Source organism: Curtobacterium sp. MCSS17_008 (assembly GCF_003234185.1).
Lineage (GTDB): Bacteria > Actinomycetota > Actinomycetes > Actinomycetales > Microbacteriaceae > Curtobacterium.
This window is the reverse complement of record NZ_QKSM01000006.1, coordinates 47,473-63,286: the sequence shown is the minus strand read 5'-3', so window position 1 is coordinate 63,286 and position 15,814 is coordinate 47,473. Positions and strand designations below refer to the sequence as shown.

Sequence of the window (15,814 nt, the reverse complement as noted above, 5' to 3'; positions counted from 1 at the left end):
ACCCCCTCGGCGGTTCCGCCCGGAGGGAAACCGTGACCACAGCGAGTGCGCCGACCGCGCGCGCGACGACCGCACCGGCGCCGTCGAGGAGCGCCGGTCGGCGCTACCGCCAGGCGCTGTGGTTGCTGACCGTGCGCGACCTCCGGGTCCGCTACTCCACGTCCGCGCTGGGGTACCTGTGGTCGATCCTCGACCCGCTGGTGATGTCGGCCATCTACTGGTTCGTCTTCACCCAGGTCTTCCACCGCGGGTCAGTGGGTGAGGAACCGTACATCGTGTTCCTGCTCTCGGCGTTGCTGCCGTGGATGTGGTTCACGGGAGCGGTGTCGGACTCCACCCGGGCCTTCATCAAGGAGACCAAGCTCATCCGGTCGACGACGATCCCGCGCAGTATCTGGGTCGCACGGGTGAACGCGTCGAAGGGCATCGAGTTCCTGCTGAGCCTGCCGGTGCTCGCGGTGTTCGCGATCGCCACCGGCGCCCGCCTGCACTGGGAGCTGGCGCTGTACCCGCTGGCCATCCTGCTGCAGTGTGCGCTGGTGTACGGCCTCGGCTTGATCGTCGCCCCGCTGGTCGTCTTCTTCCGTGACCTCGAGCGCGCCGTGAAGCTCGTGCTGCGCTTCCTGTTCTACGCATCGCCCATCATCTACGGCACGCAGGCACTCCCCGACGGCCTCCGCGACGTCGCCGCGTTCAACCCGCTCAGCGGCATCTTCGGGATCTACCGCTCGGCGTTCTTCCCGGGCCAGCTCGACTGGTTCGAGGTCGGCGTGTCGGTCGTCGTGACCGCAGTCGTGCTGGTGGTCGGCCTCGTCGTGTTCCGTCGCAGCGAGCACCGCGTCCTGAAGGAGCTGTGATGACCGCCACCGACCGGCCCGCTCGTCCGACCGAGCTCGAACCCGTCATCTCCGTCCGCGACGCCGGCATCCGGTTCAAGCGGAACCGTCGCGCCAGCCGGAGCTTCAAGGACCTGTTCGCGGGCAGCAACCGTCGGAAGCGCGCCGACGAGTTCTGGGCACTGCGGAACGTGTCGTTCGACGTCCGGCCGGGTGAGGCGATCGGCGTCGTCGGCCGGAACGGACAGGGCAAGTCGACCCTCCTGAAGCTCGTCGCGCAGGTCATGCTGCCGGACGAGGGCCGCGTGCAGGTCGACGCCGGCGTCGCACCGCTCATCGAGATCACCGGTGGGTTCGTCGGCGACCTGTCGGTCCGCGACAACGTCTACCTGACCGCCGGCCTGCACGGGATGTCCCGCGCGGAGATCCGTGACGCGTTCGACGAGATCATCGAGTTCGCGGAGATCGGCGACTTCGTCGACACCCCGTACAAGCACCTGTCGAGCGGGATGAAGGTGCGCATCGCGTTCGCGGTGATCTCCCGCCTCGACGAACCGATCATCCTGGTGGACGAGGTCCTGGCGGTCGGCGACAAGAGCTTCCGCGAGAAGTGCTACAAGCGCATCGAGGAGCTGCTCGCCGGTGGTCGGACGCTGTTCTTCGTGTCGCACAGCGACAAGGACCTGCGTCGCTTCTGCGATCGCGGGCTCTACCTCGACAAGGGGCGGCTGCAGCTCGACGGCACCATCGAGGCGGCGCTCGAGCGGTACGCGGCGGACCACGGGAACTGACCGTCCCTCCTCCACACCCTGGGCCCGCTCGGCCCTCCTCCACAGGACGGGTGCGCCGAGGCACCCCCGGGGCTCCCGACGTCGGCCCCTCCCCCTACCGTGACCGGCATGCACCACCCACCCACGGCCTACGCAGTCCCGTTCACCGTCGACCGATCCCGGGCACCACGTCGCTACGACCTGGTGAACACCGGCTCCGAGCCGCTCCACGCGATCTCGCTCACGCACCTCGGCAGCGGGTACTGCCCGCCGCTCGCGGTGAACCAGCTCGACCCGGGGCGGTCGCTGTCCATCGCGGTCTTCGGCGCCGACCCCGAGCAGACCGGCATCGTCGTCGTCCGGTGGCGACGTCCCGACCGGTCCGAGTACCTCTGGCGCATGTCGCTCGTCGGGGACCGCCTCGTGGGCCTGGCCTCGTGAGGACGCCGCAGCGGTCAGCCCTCGCCGCGCTCCGCAGCCACCTCGTGCCAGCGGGCGACGAGCCGGTCGATCGCGGCGTGCAGCCGGGCGGTGGCGGCACCGGGAGTGGTGTCACCGAAGTACCGCTGCACCCAGTGCCGCAGCTTGGCGAGCTCGTCGGCGTCGTTCGCGGCGGCGTCGACCCGCGCGACCACGTCGGCCGCGTCCCCGGCGAGCAGCCAGTTCGCGTCGCCCAGGTAGCCGCGCTCGTCGACCTCGGCGTCCGGCGAGACCGGCCGGGTCACCATGAGCGGCTTCCCGACGGCCAACCGGTCGTAGATCATGGCACTGATGTCCGTGATGGCGACGTCCGCGTCCGCGAGCTGCCAGCCGAGCTCCGGCCCGTCGTCGTGCACGTGGTGAGCGGACGGGTCAGCGGCGTTGGCGGAGTGGATCGCCCCGACGATGCGCTCGTGCGCCGCACGGTACTCGGTGTCGAGCACCCCGCTGCGCGGATGCGGGCGGTAGACCAGTCGGTGCCGCGGCGAGGCGAGCAGCCGTTCCGCGAGCGTCACTCCGTGCGACGCGATCGAGCCGTACGCCGCCGCCGGCCGGTCGCCCTCCCAGGTGGGGGCGTAGAGCACGACCGTGCGGTCGTCCTGCGGGTACGGCACGGCACCGGCGAAGTGGTCGGCCTGGGGCCGGCCGATCGCGGTGGTCCGGCGGTCGACGTCGTAGTCCCACAGCGCCGCCGCGAGCCGGTCACGGGCGGCGTCGCCCGCGATCAGGGCGTGGTCGTACGCCTTGAACTGGTTCGTGGTCATGTACATCTTGTCGCTCTCGCCGTGGTTGACGAAGACGTGCCACATGCGCCCGTACCGCATCATCTGGAAGTTCCGGGCGTTCTGGTTGACGTACAGCACGATCTTCGGCGCCTGCTCCTCGACGAAGCGCTCGAGGTCGATCACCTGGCGGGCGTACACGACGGGCACGGGCGACTCGTCGAGCAGGGTCGTCATGGTGCCGGGGCTGCGCGAGACGATCGCGACCGGGTGCTCGCCGGCGAGCTCGGCCAGGGGCGCGTACCACTGGCGCACCTGGTACATGTTCACGGGGCCGTCGGCGAAGTAGACCGCGACCTCCACCGAGCGCGGGGCCAACGGCGGGACCCCGGGCAGCCGACGTGCGAGCGCACGACGGCTCCGGCGCGTCTGCAGCAGGCGACGGGCGAGACGGATCGCGGTCCGGACGTCCTTGGTGATCGGCATGGTGGTCCTCAGGCTACGGGCTCTGTACTGGGCGGTCCGGGCGGTGGCACCGCCGGACGACTCGGGGGTCGGGGCGCGGGCGAGCAGGGGTCAGACGAGCGGCGCTCGTCCGGCCAGGGTCATGCGCCCGACCGTCAACCACCCCATGGGCCTGGTCGGACCGCAGTCGGCCGTCCAGCCCTCGCGGACGCCGGCGAACCAGGTTCGCAGGCGGAGCGGGTGCCGCCACCAGCGCGCGACCTGGATCGCGGCCCACGAGCCGACGTACACCGGTCGGAGGACCGCAGGCAGGTTCCGGCGTGCCAGGAACACGCGGTTCCGGGCGTTCAACCGGATGTACTCGCTGTGGCGGGCCGGATCGATCGCGGGGTGGTGCGCGACCAGGTCCCCGGCGTACCAGGCACGTCGTCCGGCGTCCCAGACGCGCCACGCGAGCTCGATGCCCTCGTGCGCGTAGAAGTACGGCGCTCCCCAGCCGCCGACGGCGCGGTACACGTCCATCGGCAGGACGACCGCACCCTCCCAGACCGAGAAGACGGGCGACGAGTCCGACGGCGACCCCTTGCGGATGCGCGGCACCCAGCGGCGGGGGTTCGCCGCACCGGTCGGGTCGACCACACGGGGCTGCACCAGCCCGAGCGAGGGGTCCCGTTCGAGGAGCGCCACCGCGTCCCGCAGGAAGGTCGGCGACGGGATCGACGCGTCGTCGTCGAGGAAGAACACGTACTGGCCCTCGACGACCTCCGCGCCCGCGTTCCGACCGGCGGGGATGCCGACGTTCTGCGGCAGGGCGAGCGCGCGCACGCCCTCGGGCAACCCGGTGGGCTCCCACCCGTTGCCGACGCAGACGACGTCGAGCTCGACGTCCTGCTGCGCGAGCACGCTCTCGAGGCCGCGCCGCAGGTCCTCGGGCCGGGTGCCCTGGGACAGGCTGACGACGCCGATCCGGGGCCGGTCGTGGTGCGGCACGGCGTTCCGTCGGACCTTGCCGGTCGTCACGCGCGGACCCGCTTCGACGAGATGATGGCGACGAAGTGGCCGGCGGTCGCCAGGACCGCGAGCGGCAGCAGCGCGCCGACGAGGACCCGGTCGGCCGCGGGGTGCCCGACCACGAGCGCGACGAGCGCGAACACGAAGGTCAGGATCGTCAGCTCCACCGAGTGGTACAGGCGGTGGAACGGCAGGAACCGAGCAGCCCGACGCAACGAGGCGAGTCGACGGCCGGAGGGAGCGGTGCCGGCGTCACGGCGGTCGACGAGCCTGCCCAGCCCGGCGTCCGCGCGGGCGACGTGCACCATGTCGTTGAGCGCCTTGTTGAGCACGATGACCAGACCGAGCGCGCAGCCGATCGTGGTCCACATCCAGTCGGCGCCGTGGATCGGCCAGGTGGCAGCCCGGACGCCGAGCGCGACGGGGATCAGTCCCTCGGTCGTGTAGTGGCCGACCTTGTCGAGGAACACCCCGGCCGGCGACCGGGTACCGCGCCACCGGGCCACCTCGCCGTCGCAGCAGTCGACGAGCATCTGCAGCTGCCCGAGCACGAGGGCGAGCAGCGCTCCCCAGATCCCCGGGATGAGCAGTGCCGCGGCGACGCTCCAGCCCACCAGGATCATCAGGCCGGTCACCTGGTTGGCCGAGACGCGGGTCTTCAGGAGCACCCAGGTCAGGTACGGGGAGACGTCACGCAGGTACAGCGAGGCGGTCCAGTGCTCCGCGTTCGCGCGCGAACGGACCGCGTCGGGTTGCGCGACCGCGCGGAGCTCCGCGATCGAGGTGGGGCGGGCGCTTCCGCGGCCGGTGGTGTCGTGCGTCAAGGGGTCAGGTCACCGTCCCGTGTGCGTGGTCAGGTCGGAGGTCCGGGTGAGGAACCCGATGATGAAGCCGATGCCCCAGCCGACGTGGATGCAGGGCAGCACGACGATCAACCAGAGCAGGGTGGCCAGGCCGGAGCGCCGCGCCACGAGGACGGCGCCGAGCACGACGAAGACGAGGTAGACGGCCGGCACGGCGAAGCCCACCAGCGACCACGCGACGGGCGACCCGAGCACGGCACCGACGATGCCGACGAGTCCCGCGACGATGCCGAGGGCCATCGCAGCGACCATCGCGGGCGGCACGAAGTACCGCAGTCCGTTGTTCGCGGGGAACCGGCGGGCGAGCTCACCCCGCCAGAGGCCCGTGGCGACGAACTGCCGGACGAGACGCCGGAGGCTCGGCCGCGGACGGTACGTCACGACGAGCTCGGGCGTGAACCACACCGTGCCGCCGGTCTGCCGGAGCCGCCGGTTCAGCTCCCAGTCCTGCCCGCGCTTGATGCCCTCGTCGAACAGGCCGACCTCGAACAGGCGCTCCCGTCGGAACACCCCGAGGTACGCGGTCTCTGCCGGGCCGGCCTTGCCGCCCACGTGGTGCGGCGTGCCGCCGAGGCCGACGCGGCTGCCGTACGCCAGTGCGACGGCGCGTTCGAACGGCGTCCGTCCCTCGGCGTGCATGATCCCGCCGACGTTGTCCGCGCCGGACTCGAGCAGCACGCGGACGGCGACCCGCGTGTAGTCCGGGGGCAGCACCGAGTGCGCATCGACCCGGATGACGACGGGGTGCACGGACGCCCGGATCGCGACGTTCAAGCCGGCGGGCGTCGACCCGACCGGGTTGTCGATGGCTCGGACGCGCGGGTCCGCGGCGCTCATCTCCGCGACGAGCTCGTTGGTGCCGTCGATCGACGGACCGAGGGCGAGGATCACCTCGAACGGGCCGTCGTAGTCCTGCTCGAGCAGGCTCGAGACCGCAGCGCGGACCTCGGTCACCTCGTTGAGCACCGGCATCACGTACGAGACCCCGGGCAGGGGCTGTCCGTCAGTCTGCATGCGGTCCTCGGGGTCGTCGTCAGGTGCGCGGGGCGCACCTCGGACGGCACCGCCCCGGAGAGCAGCCATGAGCCTATCAAGCGGCCGGACCGCCCACCTGCGTCACGCCTCGCGGGGCCCCGACGGCACGCGCGACGCCTCCACGGGACGGACGGGAGGCGCGGTGCCAGCCGGCACCGCGCCTCCCGTCCGTCCCGTCCTGCGTCAGCTCTTGTAGGTGCCGAGGGTCACGTCGGTCTCGCGGGTCTGCCCGTCACGGACGTAGGTGATCGTCGTCTTCGCGCCGCCCGCGAAGAAGCGCACCTGCGCGGTCAGGTCGGTCGCGTCGGCGACCGTCGCCGAACCGATCTTGGTGACCACGTCGCCCCTCCGGAGACCGGCGTCGGCGGCCGCGCCCCCGGACACCACCGACTTGATGAGTGCACCCACCTGCGTGGCGCTGGCGTCCTCGGAGGCGTCCCCGACGGTCGCGCCGAGCAGACCGTGCGTCGCGGAGCCGTCCTCGCGGATCTCGTTCGCGACCCGCTGCACCAGGTTCGACGGGATCGCGAAGCCGACGCCGATGCTGCCGGACTGCGCGTCCGACGACTGCGAGCTGCCGGCGCTCGCGATGGCGACGTTGATGCCGATGAGCTTGCCCTTGGAGTCGAGCAGCGCCCCGCCCGAGTTGCCGGGGTTGATCGAGGCGTCGGTCTGGATGACCGGGAGCGACACCGTCGTGTTCGTCGACCCACCGTTGCCCGGGAACTCGAAGGGGCTGCTGCCGTCGCCGCCCTCGTTCGGGTCGCCGCCCTGGCTCGGGGCGCTCGATGCGACCTGGATGCTCCGGTTCAGGGTCGACACGATGCCGTCCGTCACGGTGTTGGACAGACCGAGCGGCGCACCGATCGCGACCGCCGTGTCACCGACGTTGAGGTCGGACGAGTCGGCGAAGGAGATCGGCTTCGTGTCGTCCGCGTCGATCTTGATGACGGCGAGGTCGACGGTCGGGTCCGTGCCGACGAGCTTCGCCGGGTAGATCTTGCCGTCGGCCGTCGTCACGGTGATGGTGCCGTTCCCGCTGTCGCCGTCGAGGGTCACCACGTGGGTGTTCGTGACGATGTAGCCGTCCTTGGTGAAGAAGACGCCCGAGCCGGTCCCGCCCGCGGACCCGGCGGAGACGTTGATCGTCACGACGGACGGCGTGGCCTGCGCGGCGACGGCGGTGACGACGGTGGCGTTGTTGTAGTCGTTGACCGTCAGGTTGCCGCCGCTCTGCGACGAGCTCGAACCGACGACGGTGCCACCGTCGGCCTGCGATGCGCCCGCTGCCCAACCGGCGCCGCCGCCGACGAGACCCGCGAGCACGAGGCCCGCGACGACGGGGAGCACGAGCTTGCCGCGACCGTCCTTCGTGCGGGCGGACGTGCCCGTGCCCGTACCGGCTGCGGCACCCGTGGCGGCGCTGCCGAAGTAGTGGCCGTTGCGCTGGTTCGAGCCGTCGACGTCGCCGAAGGCGCTGGCGGACGACGGAGCCTGGGCGGAGCCGGGGTACGACGTGCTCTGGTCCGTGCCGTACTGCGACGAGGCGTACTGCGAGCCGTACGTCGCTCCGCCCTGGGCGTACTCGCCGTGACGGGGCTGCTGGCCGGCGCCGCTCTGGTCCTGCCCGTACTGGCCGCCGCCCTGGCCGTACTGGGTGCTGCTCTGGCCGTACTGGCTGCCGCCCTGGCCGTACTGGCTGCCGCCCTGGCCGTACTGATTGCTGCCCTGGCCGTACTGACTGCTGCCCTGGCCGTACTGGCCGCCGCCCTGGCCGGAGCCGTACTGGTCCTGGCCGTATCTCTGGCCCTGGCCGTACTGGCTCTGCCCGTACTGGCTCTGGCCGTACTGGCTGTGGCCGCCCTGGCCGGACGTGCTGGTCTGGCCGTACGTGCTCGCCCGGCCGTGGTGGTCGTTGTCCGAACCGTACGGGCTCCGACCATCACCGCCCGCGTGCTGCGCGTACGTCGGGTACGGAGCCGTGTACCGGTCCGTCGGGTTCGCGGACGGGATGACGTCCGTCTCTCCCCCGCGGGCGTGGTCGATCACGTCGGTGTGGTCGGGATCCGTGTGACGGTCGGTCGGCGTTCCGGAGGCGTCCGGCGTCGACGCGCCCTCGCCCGAGGTGCCGCGCGTGGCGTCCTCGGCTGCGGCCCGGTGGTCGGTGTCCTCGGGGCGGTTCTCGTCGCCCTGGCCGTGTGGCGTGGTGTCGGTCATGCTGGACGTGCTCCTCTCAAGCTCCTGCAGTCTTCCGGACCCACCTGGGCGGTGCTCCTGCTGGGGCTGCAAGCGGCCTATGGCGATCTTATGCGTCGCCTGTGGAAGCACTCTCGGACGCGTTGCTCCTGCCGGTCCTCCTCCTGCGCACCGTGATCGGGACGCCCACTAGGTTGGGGTCCCGCAGGCCGTCGACGTACCGGAGGACCACATGCACCGCACCGGACCCTGGCTCCGAGCCGCCGAGGGAGCCATGCTGCTCGGCCCGGACGGCGTCCCCGCACCGACCGTCTTCGCCGAGATGAGCGCGCTCGCCGCCGCGACCGGGGCGATCAACCTCGGCCAGGGCTTCCCCGACGAGGACGGGCCCGCCGCGGTCCTCGACGCCGCCGTCGACGCGATCCGCCGCGGCGTGAACCAGTACCCGCCGGGTCGCGGCACGCCGGAGCTCCGCGCCGCCGTCGCCGAACACCAGGAGCACTGGTACGGCTCGACCGTCGACCCCGACCGCGAGGTCCTGGTCACCGCCGGCGCCACCGAGGCCCTCGCCGCGACGCTCCTCGCGTTCGTCGAGCCGGGCGACGAGGTCGTCACCTTCGAACCGTTCTACGACGCCTACGGCGCGCTGATCCGCCTCGCTGGCGGCATCCACGTCACCGTGCCGCTCACGGCGCCGGACTTCCTCCCCGACGAGGACACCCTCCGCGCCGCGTTCTCGGACCGCACCCGCGTCGTGCTCGTCAACACGCCGCACAACCCGACCGGGCGGGTGCTCCCCCGCGAGGTGCTCGCCACCGTCCTGGAACTCGCGGAGCGCCACGACGCGCTGGTCGTCACGGACGAGGTCTACGAGCACCTGACCTTCGACGTGCCGCACGTCCCGATCGCGACGCTGCCGGGAGCCGCAGACCGGACCGTGACGATCTCGAGCGCGGGCAAGACCTTCAGCACCACGGGATGGAAGGTCGGCTGGCTCACCGCCCCCGCCCCGCTGGTCGAGGCGATCGTCTCCGTCAAGCAGTACCTCACCTTCGTCAACGGGGCGCCGTTCCAGCCCGCGATCGCCGCCGGACTCCGGCTCCCGGACGAGGTCTTCCACGGCATCGCGCAGGACCTCTCGGCGAAGCACGACCTGCTCGCAGCCGGACTGCGTTCCGCCGGCTTCGACGTCCTCCGGCCGGACGGTGGCTACTTCGTCATCGCCGACGCCGCGCCGCTCGGCCACGAGGACGCCCGCGAGTTCTGCCTCGCGCTGCCCGCCCTCGCCGGCGTCGTCGGTGTCCCGGTCTCCGCGTTCGTCCGGCCCGACCACGCGGCGGGCTACCGGTCGTTGATCCGGTTCGCGTTCTGCAAGCGGCGCAGCGTGCTCAGCGAGGCTGCGACCCGGCTGGCCGCGCTCACTCCCGCGCACTGACCCGGCCGGGAGGCGCGCCCTCCCCCGCCCCGTCGGCCCCGCTCGCCGCGCCTCGCACCGCGCCGCACCGGGCCCAGTCACCCCCTCCGCGAGCGGGCGGTTCCTGTCGTGCCCGTCGCACGCCGCCCGCACCTTCCGCCCGCTCGTACCGCCGTGGAACGCGCAGACCGAGGTCGCACTCGTCGGTGATCCCGCCCCTCGATCGATGACGAGCCCCCGAGCGTCGGATGCGACGGCACCGCAGGCTCCGTCCGGCGCTTCGCGAGCGGGCGTATCCGGTCCGCGAGACGCGGCCGGTCCACCGATTCCGCCCGTTCGGGACAGCGCGAGCGCGATCGCCAGGGACCGAGCCTCGGCGGTGTCGAGCGCGACCTCCGGGGACCGCGTGCCGGCAGGCGCGGGCGCGGGCAGACGCGGGCGCGGGCAGGCGCGGGCGCGGGCAGGCGCGGGCGCGGGCGGGCACGAGCGCGGGCTCGGGCTCGGGCACGGGCACGCGCGCAGGTCCGGACGGGTCGGCGGCGTGCTCGGGGATCGGGTGGACGGACGGCGGTCCCGTCAGGTGCGGGGGTGCACGTCGAACCGGCGGAGCGACAGCGAGGGGTTGACGGCTCGGACCGCGTCCGTCGTCGCGGTGTCGATGGTCGCGAGCAACGTGCCCGGGGCGGCACCGGCAGCCGCGACCGCCACTCCGCTCGGATCGACGACGACCGATCCCCCGATGCCGACCGGCCCCGTCTGCCCGACACCCACCACCCACACGGTGTTCTCGATGGCACGGGCGGTCAGGAGCGTCCTCCAGTGGTGCTCCTTGCCCGGACCCCGGACCCACTCGGCGGGTAGGACGACGACGTCGGCGGCACCGCTCTCCGGTGCCGCCAGGCGACGCGTCACCTCCGGGAAGCGCAGGTCGTAGCAGGTCTCGAGTCCGACACGGACGCCCCTGAGGTCGAACACCGGGAGCTGGTCGACCTCGCCGGACTCGATGCGGTCCGACTCCTTCGACCCGAAGGCGTCGTAGAGGTGCACCTTGCGGTAGGTGGCTGCGAGCGAGCCGTCGGGCAGGACGGCGACGAGGGTGTTCCGGAACCGCCCCGACGAGTCCGCGGTCTCGGCGACGCCCACGACGAGGGCGATGGCGTCCGTCCGTGCGATCTCGCGCAGGCCGCTGACGAACGGCCCCTCCAACGGTTCGGCAGCTGCGACGAACCGCTCGTCGAGGTCGGCGGCGAAGTACGAGGTGTACTCGGGCGTCACGAGCAGGTCGGCTCCACGGACGGCCGCGTCCCGGGCGGCGACGCGGACGGTCTCGAGGTTCGCGGCGGCGTCGTCGACGGGGGCGAACTGGGCGGCGGCGACGGTCAGGGTTGGCATGGGGCGAGCGTAGCCGCGCAGCGAGTTCCGTACACGACGAAGGCCCCGGTCCGAACGGACCGGGGCCTTCACGTGACGCTTGGTTGCGGGGGCAGGATTTGAACCTACGACCTCTGGGTTATGAGCCCAGCGAGCTACCGAACTGCTCCACCCCGCGGCACGTCATACAGCCTACACACGCCCGTGGCGGGACACAAATCGAGCGCCCCGCCACGGCGTGTCAGTTGCCGTTCTCGGCCTCGGTGGCGGCCTGGATGGCGTCCTGCAGGCGCTGGTCCGCCTCGGCCGCGGCGACCAGGTCGTTGTCCGCGTAGGCCTCCTGCCGGTCCGCGAGCGCCTCCTTCGCATCGGCGAGGGCGTTCTGCAGCGCCTCGTTGTCCGTGCCGCTCGACGAACCACCGGAGCCCGAGCCGCCGGTCGACGACCCGGAGTCCCCGGACGAGGACCCCGAGTCCGAGGACCCGGAACCGGACTCCGACGAGCCCGAGTCGGACGACCCGGCGTCCGAGTCGGACGACCCGGAGCCCGAGGAGCCGGAGCCGTTCGAAGCGCCCTGGTCACCGGCAGCCGCGCCGGAGTCTCCGTCGAACAGGCTGTTGAGGGCCTCGTCCAACGTGTCCTCGAACGCGATCTTGTCCCCGAAGGCCACGAGCACCTTCTGCAGCAGCGGGTACGAGCCGCTCGACGTGGACTGCACGTACACGGGCTGCACGTAGAGGAACCCGCCGCCGACGGGCAGGGTCAGCAGGTTGCCCTGCTTCACCGTCGAGTTGCCCCGCTTCAGGATGTTCAGCTCCTGCGACACGTTGGTGTCACCGTTGAACAGGCTCTGCACCTGCGCCGGGCCCGGGATGTTGTCGGTCTTCGGCATCGTCAGCAGGGTGAGCTTGCCGTAGTTCGACGCCTTCTCGCCCTTGCCCGCACCACCGGCGTCCGAGTCGACGGCCAGGTACCCGGTGAGCACGTTGCGGTTGTTCGCCCCGGCCGACTGCTGCGGGATGTAGGTCGTGTACAGCGAGTACGCGGTGTCCTGCCCCGGCACCTTCATCGTCAGGTAGTACGGGTCCTGCAGGTTCCCCTGGGACGCCGTGGTCCTGGTGCCGAGCGCGTTCGTGGTCGTCTGCGACGCGGTGTCGTTCGTCGTGTCGGAGTCGTTCGTGCCCGTCGTGGTCTCCTGCGGCGTGTTCCACGCGTCGTCGCCCGAGTAGAACGAGTTCGCGTTGGTCACGTGGTACGTGCCGAGGATGGACCGCTGCACCTTGAACAGGTCGGTGGGGTACCGCACGTGGTCGAGCAGCTCCGCGCTCATCTGGGAGACGGGCTCGGTCGACGTCGGGAAGATCTTCTGCCACGTCTTGAGCACCGGGTCCTCGGTGTCCCAGGCGTAGAGGGTCACCTTGCCGGTGTACGCGTCGACGGTGGCCTTCACCGAGTTGCGGATGTAGTTCACCTGGTCGGTCCGGAACGTCGACGACTCGGTGCCGGCGACGGTGTCGGACAGGCTCTGGCTCTGCGAGTACGGGTAGGCGTCACTCGTCGTGTAACCGTCGACGATCCACTGGATGCGGTGGTCGACGATCGCCGGGTAGGCGTCGCTGTCGAGCTTCAGGTACGGCGCGACCTTCTGCACACGCTGGATCGGGTCGCGGTCGTACAGGATCTGCGAGTCGCTGTTCACCGCGTCCGACAGCAGGATCTGCTCGGACTGGAACTTCGCCGCGTAGACCAGGCGGTTGAAGAAGTTGCCGAGGCTCGGCCCGCCGTCGCCCTGGTACGTGGTGGTGGCGTTGCCGCCGTCGCTGTCGTCCGACCCGGCCGGGTAGTCGAGCTCGATGTTCTTCGCGTCCTCGGGACCACCGACGATCGAGTACGGCGGCGAGGTCTCACCGAAGTAGACGCGCTCCTGGTAGTCGCCGAGCTTCCCGTTCGACGGGATGCCCGACTCGAGGAACACCGGCTTGCCGTCGCTCGCGCGCTGGTTGCCGTAGGCGGCGGTGACGCCGAAGCCGTGCGTGTAGACGAACGTGCGGTTGTACTGCGTGTTCGCCTGCGCGCTGAGGCCGTCGAGGTCGATGTCGCGGACCGCGAGCACGGTGTCCTCGGTCTGACCGTCGATGTCGTAGCGGTCAACGTCGAGCTCACTCGGGAACTTGTAGTACTGCCGGTACTGCTGCAGCTGGCTGAAGGTGTCGGAGACGATCTTCGGGTCGATCAGACGGATGTTCGCCGTGGTCTGCGCGTCCTGCGCGAGCGCACCGGAGCTGGCCTCGGTCGTGGCGTCGTAGTTCTGCTCCTCGACACCGCTCACGCCGTACGCATCGCGCGTGGCCTCGATGTTCCGCTCGATGAACGCCGACTCGTAGGTGCGCTCCGACGGCTTCACCTGGATGCGCTGGATGATCCAGGGGTAGATGCCGCCGATGACGATCGCGGCGACGAGCAGCAGGCCGGTGCCCACGATCGAGATGCGCCAGCGGCCGATGACCGCCGTGACGACGAACAGGATCGCGACGATGGCCGCGATGCCGGCCATGATCTCGCGGCCGGGGATCACCGCGTTCACGTCGGTGTACTGCGCACCGGTGATGAGCGGGTTGTCCTTCGTCAGCGCCGCGTACTGGTCGAGCCAGAGGCTGACCGCCTGCAGTGCGACGTAGACGGCGGCCGTCACGGCGAGCTGGATGCGCGCGGCACGCGAGATGCGGACCTCGCGCCCGCCGAAGCGCAGGGCTCCGTACAGGTACGTGGCAGCCAGCGCGGCGATGCCGGCGATGAGCACCACGGCCGACGCGTAGGCGACGACCGAGCGCCAGAACGGCAGCTCGAAGACGTAGAACCCGATGTCGAGACCGAACTGCGGGTCCTTCCTGCCGAACGGCGTCCGGTTGAAGTACTCGAGCACCATGCTCCACCGCCCGGCGGTGGCCAGGCCGGCGAAGAGGCCGAGCACGACCGGGATGCCGACCATGACGGCACGGCGCAGCGGCTCGATGACCTGTTGGTAGCGGTCGAGCTGCGAGTTGAGCTTCGCGTACACCGGACGGAACCGGAACGCGAGCGCGATGCTCACGTACACCGGCACGGCCATCCCGAGGAACCCGGCGACGAACATGAGCGTCCCGGCGATCCAGCGGGTCGTGAGGACCTGCTGGAAGCCGAGCTGCGCGAACCACGCGTAGTCGGTGTACAGGCTGGCGAAGATGAAGAAGCCGATCACCAGTGCGGCCAGCACGATGATCGTGACCACGATCGGGACCCGCGGCGAACGCCGCCCAGCAGTGCCCGAGGTGGACGAGGTTGTCGTCACTTGTTGTGCTCCAGACGTGTCGGACCGGCGGCCCGGCGCGGCGGGCCGTCAGTGCACCGATCCTATTGGTCCGGACCGACAGCGAAACTGTACGGGGACTCAGGAAGGCGCGTCATGCCTCCCGACCGGTGGGACGGGAGGCGCGGACCACGACGAGCGCGCGCGTCACCACCCGCGCGTGACCGGGTCGGCGCGAGCGCGTCACGACCCGCAGCGCGCCAGTCCGGCGGTGCTCTTCCCGGCGGCGATGGTCTGCAGGTCGGTGACCGCCTGGTCGAGCGTGGCGACCTCGTACACGTCGAGCCCGTCCGGCACGTGACCGACGACCTCGTCGCAGTTGTCAGCGGGGGCGAGGAACACCGTCGCGCCCGCGTCCTTCGCGCCGTACAGCTTCTGGCGGATCCCGCCGATCGGGCCGACCTCGCCGTCCGCGGTGATGGTCCCGGTGCCGGCGACGTGCTTCCCGCCGTTGAGCTTCCCCGGCGTCAGCTCGTCGATGATCCCGAGCGCGAACATCATGCCCGCCGACGGGCCCCCGACGTCCTGCAGCGCGATCTTCACCTCGAAGGGGAACTCGTACCGCTCGGTCACGCCGACGCCGAGGAGCGCCGTCCCCTGCTCGTCACGCGGGGTGACCTCGACCTCTTCACGCTCGCCGTCCCGCAGCAGCGTGACCGTCGCCGGCGACGAGGTGCCGTGCTCCGCGACCGCCGCGCGCAGGGACCCGGCGTCGACGTTCTCCGTCAGCTGCTCGCCGTCGAACGCGGTGATCACGTCGCCCTCGCGGATCCTCCCGTCCGCGGCGGAACCGTCCTGCACGCTGCCGACGCGGAGCTCGGTCGGCAGGTCGTAGCCCTGGTGGATGAGCGCCGCGGCGACGGCCGACTGCTGCGAGGACCGCATGTCGGCCTCGTCCCGTTCGCTGACCTGCTCGGTGGTGGTGCCCTCCGGGTAGATCGCGCTGGCGGGGATGACCGCCTCCGACTCCGAGAACAGCGCGCGGACGACGCTCGTCCACGACGGCCGGTTCGTGGCGTCGCCCTGGATGCCGACGGTGAGCATGTCGAGCGCGCCGGCCGTCGGGTAGGTCCGCTCCCCCTCGATCTGGATGAGCTCGACGTCCTTCGCGTCCTCGCCCTGCCCCTGCCGCTGCGTGCCGATCGTGTTGTAGACCGGGCCGGGTACCTCGATCAGGTACGGGCTCGGCAGGAAGCTCGCCAGGAGCCCGAGCACCACGGCCCCGATGACGAACGCCCACCCGACGGTGCGCGAGCGGGAACGGCGACGGGGCGCGGGGGCGAAGAGGGTCACGGGCGTCCTTCC

At 71.3% G+C, this 15,814-nt stretch carries 12 protein-coding genes and 1 tRNA gene; 4 read left to right on the top strand and 9 right to left on the bottom strand.

Going from position 1 to position 15,814, the window contains the following annotated elements; genetic code table 11:
* Positions 1-32 precede the first annotated feature (32 nt).
* The 3 genes from DEJ23_RS08490 to DEJ23_RS08480 all read left to right on the top strand — a co-directional run bounded on the left by DEJ23_RS08490 (position 33) and on the right by DEJ23_RS08480 (position 2,047).
* Complete coding sequence (locus DEJ23_RS08490; protein WP_111239829.1) at positions 33-857, top strand: ABC transporter permease; 825 nt, start codon at positions 33-35, stop codon at positions 855-857.
* Positions 857-1,627, top strand: a complete 771-nt coding sequence (locus tag DEJ23_RS08485) for an ABC transporter ATP-binding protein (RefSeq protein ID WP_111239828.1) — start codon at positions 857-859, stop codon at positions 1,625-1,627. Before DEJ23_RS08490 ends, DEJ23_RS08485 begins: the two co-directional genes overlap by 1 nt.
* 108 nt (positions 1,628-1,735) lie before the next feature.
* Positions 1,736-2,047, top strand: a complete 312-nt coding sequence (locus DEJ23_RS08480; RefSeq protein ID WP_111239918.1) for a hypothetical protein — start codon at positions 1,736-1,738, stop codon at positions 2,045-2,047.
* A gap of 14 nt (positions 2,048-2,061) precedes the next feature.
* Here the strand turns inward: DEJ23_RS08480 and DEJ23_RS08475 are convergent, their stop codons facing one another.
* The 5 genes from DEJ23_RS08475 to DEJ23_RS15925 form a co-directional block, all read right to left on the bottom strand.
* Positions 2,062-3,294, bottom strand: a complete 1,233-nt coding sequence (locus DEJ23_RS08475; protein ID WP_111239827.1) for a CDP-glycerol glycerophosphotransferase family protein — start codon at positions 3,292-3,294, stop codon at positions 2,062-2,064.
* Positions 3,295-3,384: 90 nt separating this feature from the next.
* Entirely contained in the window at positions 3,385-4,293 is a 909-nt protein-coding gene (locus tag DEJ23_RS08470) for a glycosyltransferase family 2 protein (RefSeq protein WP_258375367.1), read from the bottom strand.
* On the bottom strand, positions 4,290-5,108 hold the full coding sequence (locus tag DEJ23_RS08465; RefSeq protein ID WP_111239826.1) for a CDP-alcohol phosphatidyltransferase family protein: 819 nt from the start codon (positions 5,106-5,108) through the stop codon (positions 4,290-4,292). Before DEJ23_RS08465 ends, DEJ23_RS08470 begins: the two co-directional genes overlap by 4 nt.
* Before the next feature lie 9 nt (positions 5,109-5,117).
* Positions 5,118-6,161, bottom strand: coding sequence for a glycosyltransferase family 2 protein (locus DEJ23_RS08460; RefSeq protein ID WP_111239825.1), 1,044 nt, complete (start codon positions 6,159-6,161; stop codon positions 5,118-5,120).
* Positions 6,162-6,365: 204 nt separating this feature from the next.
* Positions 6,366-8,399: a S1C family serine protease gene (locus tag DEJ23_RS15925; RefSeq protein ID WP_258375366.1), complete on the bottom strand. Its 2,034-nt coding sequence runs from the start codon at positions 8,397-8,399 to the stop codon at positions 6,366-6,368.
* Positions 8,400-8,610: 211 nt separating this feature from the next.
* Here DEJ23_RS15925 and DEJ23_RS08450 point away from each other — a divergent pair, with 211 nt between their 5' ends.
* A complete protein-coding gene (locus DEJ23_RS08450) occupies positions 8,611-9,813 on the top strand; it encodes an aminotransferase class I/II-fold pyridoxal phosphate-dependent enzyme (RefSeq protein ID WP_111239824.1) in 1,203 nt (400 codons plus the stop codon).
* A 555-nt stretch (positions 9,814-10,368) separates the two neighbouring features.
* Here DEJ23_RS08450 and DEJ23_RS08440 read toward each other — a convergent pair.
* The 4 genes from DEJ23_RS08440 to DEJ23_RS08425 all read right to left on the bottom strand — a co-directional run bounded on the left by DEJ23_RS08440 (position 10,369) and on the right by DEJ23_RS08425 (position 15,802).
* On the bottom strand, positions 10,369-11,184 hold the full coding sequence (locus tag DEJ23_RS08440; RefSeq protein ID WP_111239822.1) for a carbon-nitrogen hydrolase family protein: 816 nt from the start codon (positions 11,182-11,184) through the stop codon (positions 10,369-10,371).
* An 80-nt stretch (positions 11,185-11,264) separates the two neighbouring features.
* Positions 11,265-11,341 (bottom strand) — tRNA-Met (locus tag DEJ23_RS08435).
* Between the two features lie 63 nt (positions 11,342-11,404).
* On the bottom strand, positions 11,405-14,431 hold the full coding sequence (locus tag DEJ23_RS08430) for a UPF0182 family protein (protein WP_181429189.1): 3,027 nt from the start codon (positions 14,429-14,431) through the stop codon (positions 11,405-11,407).
* Between the two features lie 261 nt (positions 14,432-14,692).
* Positions 14,693-15,802 (bottom strand): PDZ domain-containing protein, encoded by a 1,110-nt coding sequence (locus DEJ23_RS08425; protein WP_111239821.1) that lies wholly within the window; start codon positions 15,800-15,802, stop codon positions 14,693-14,695.
* Positions 15,803-15,814 lie beyond the last annotated feature (12 nt).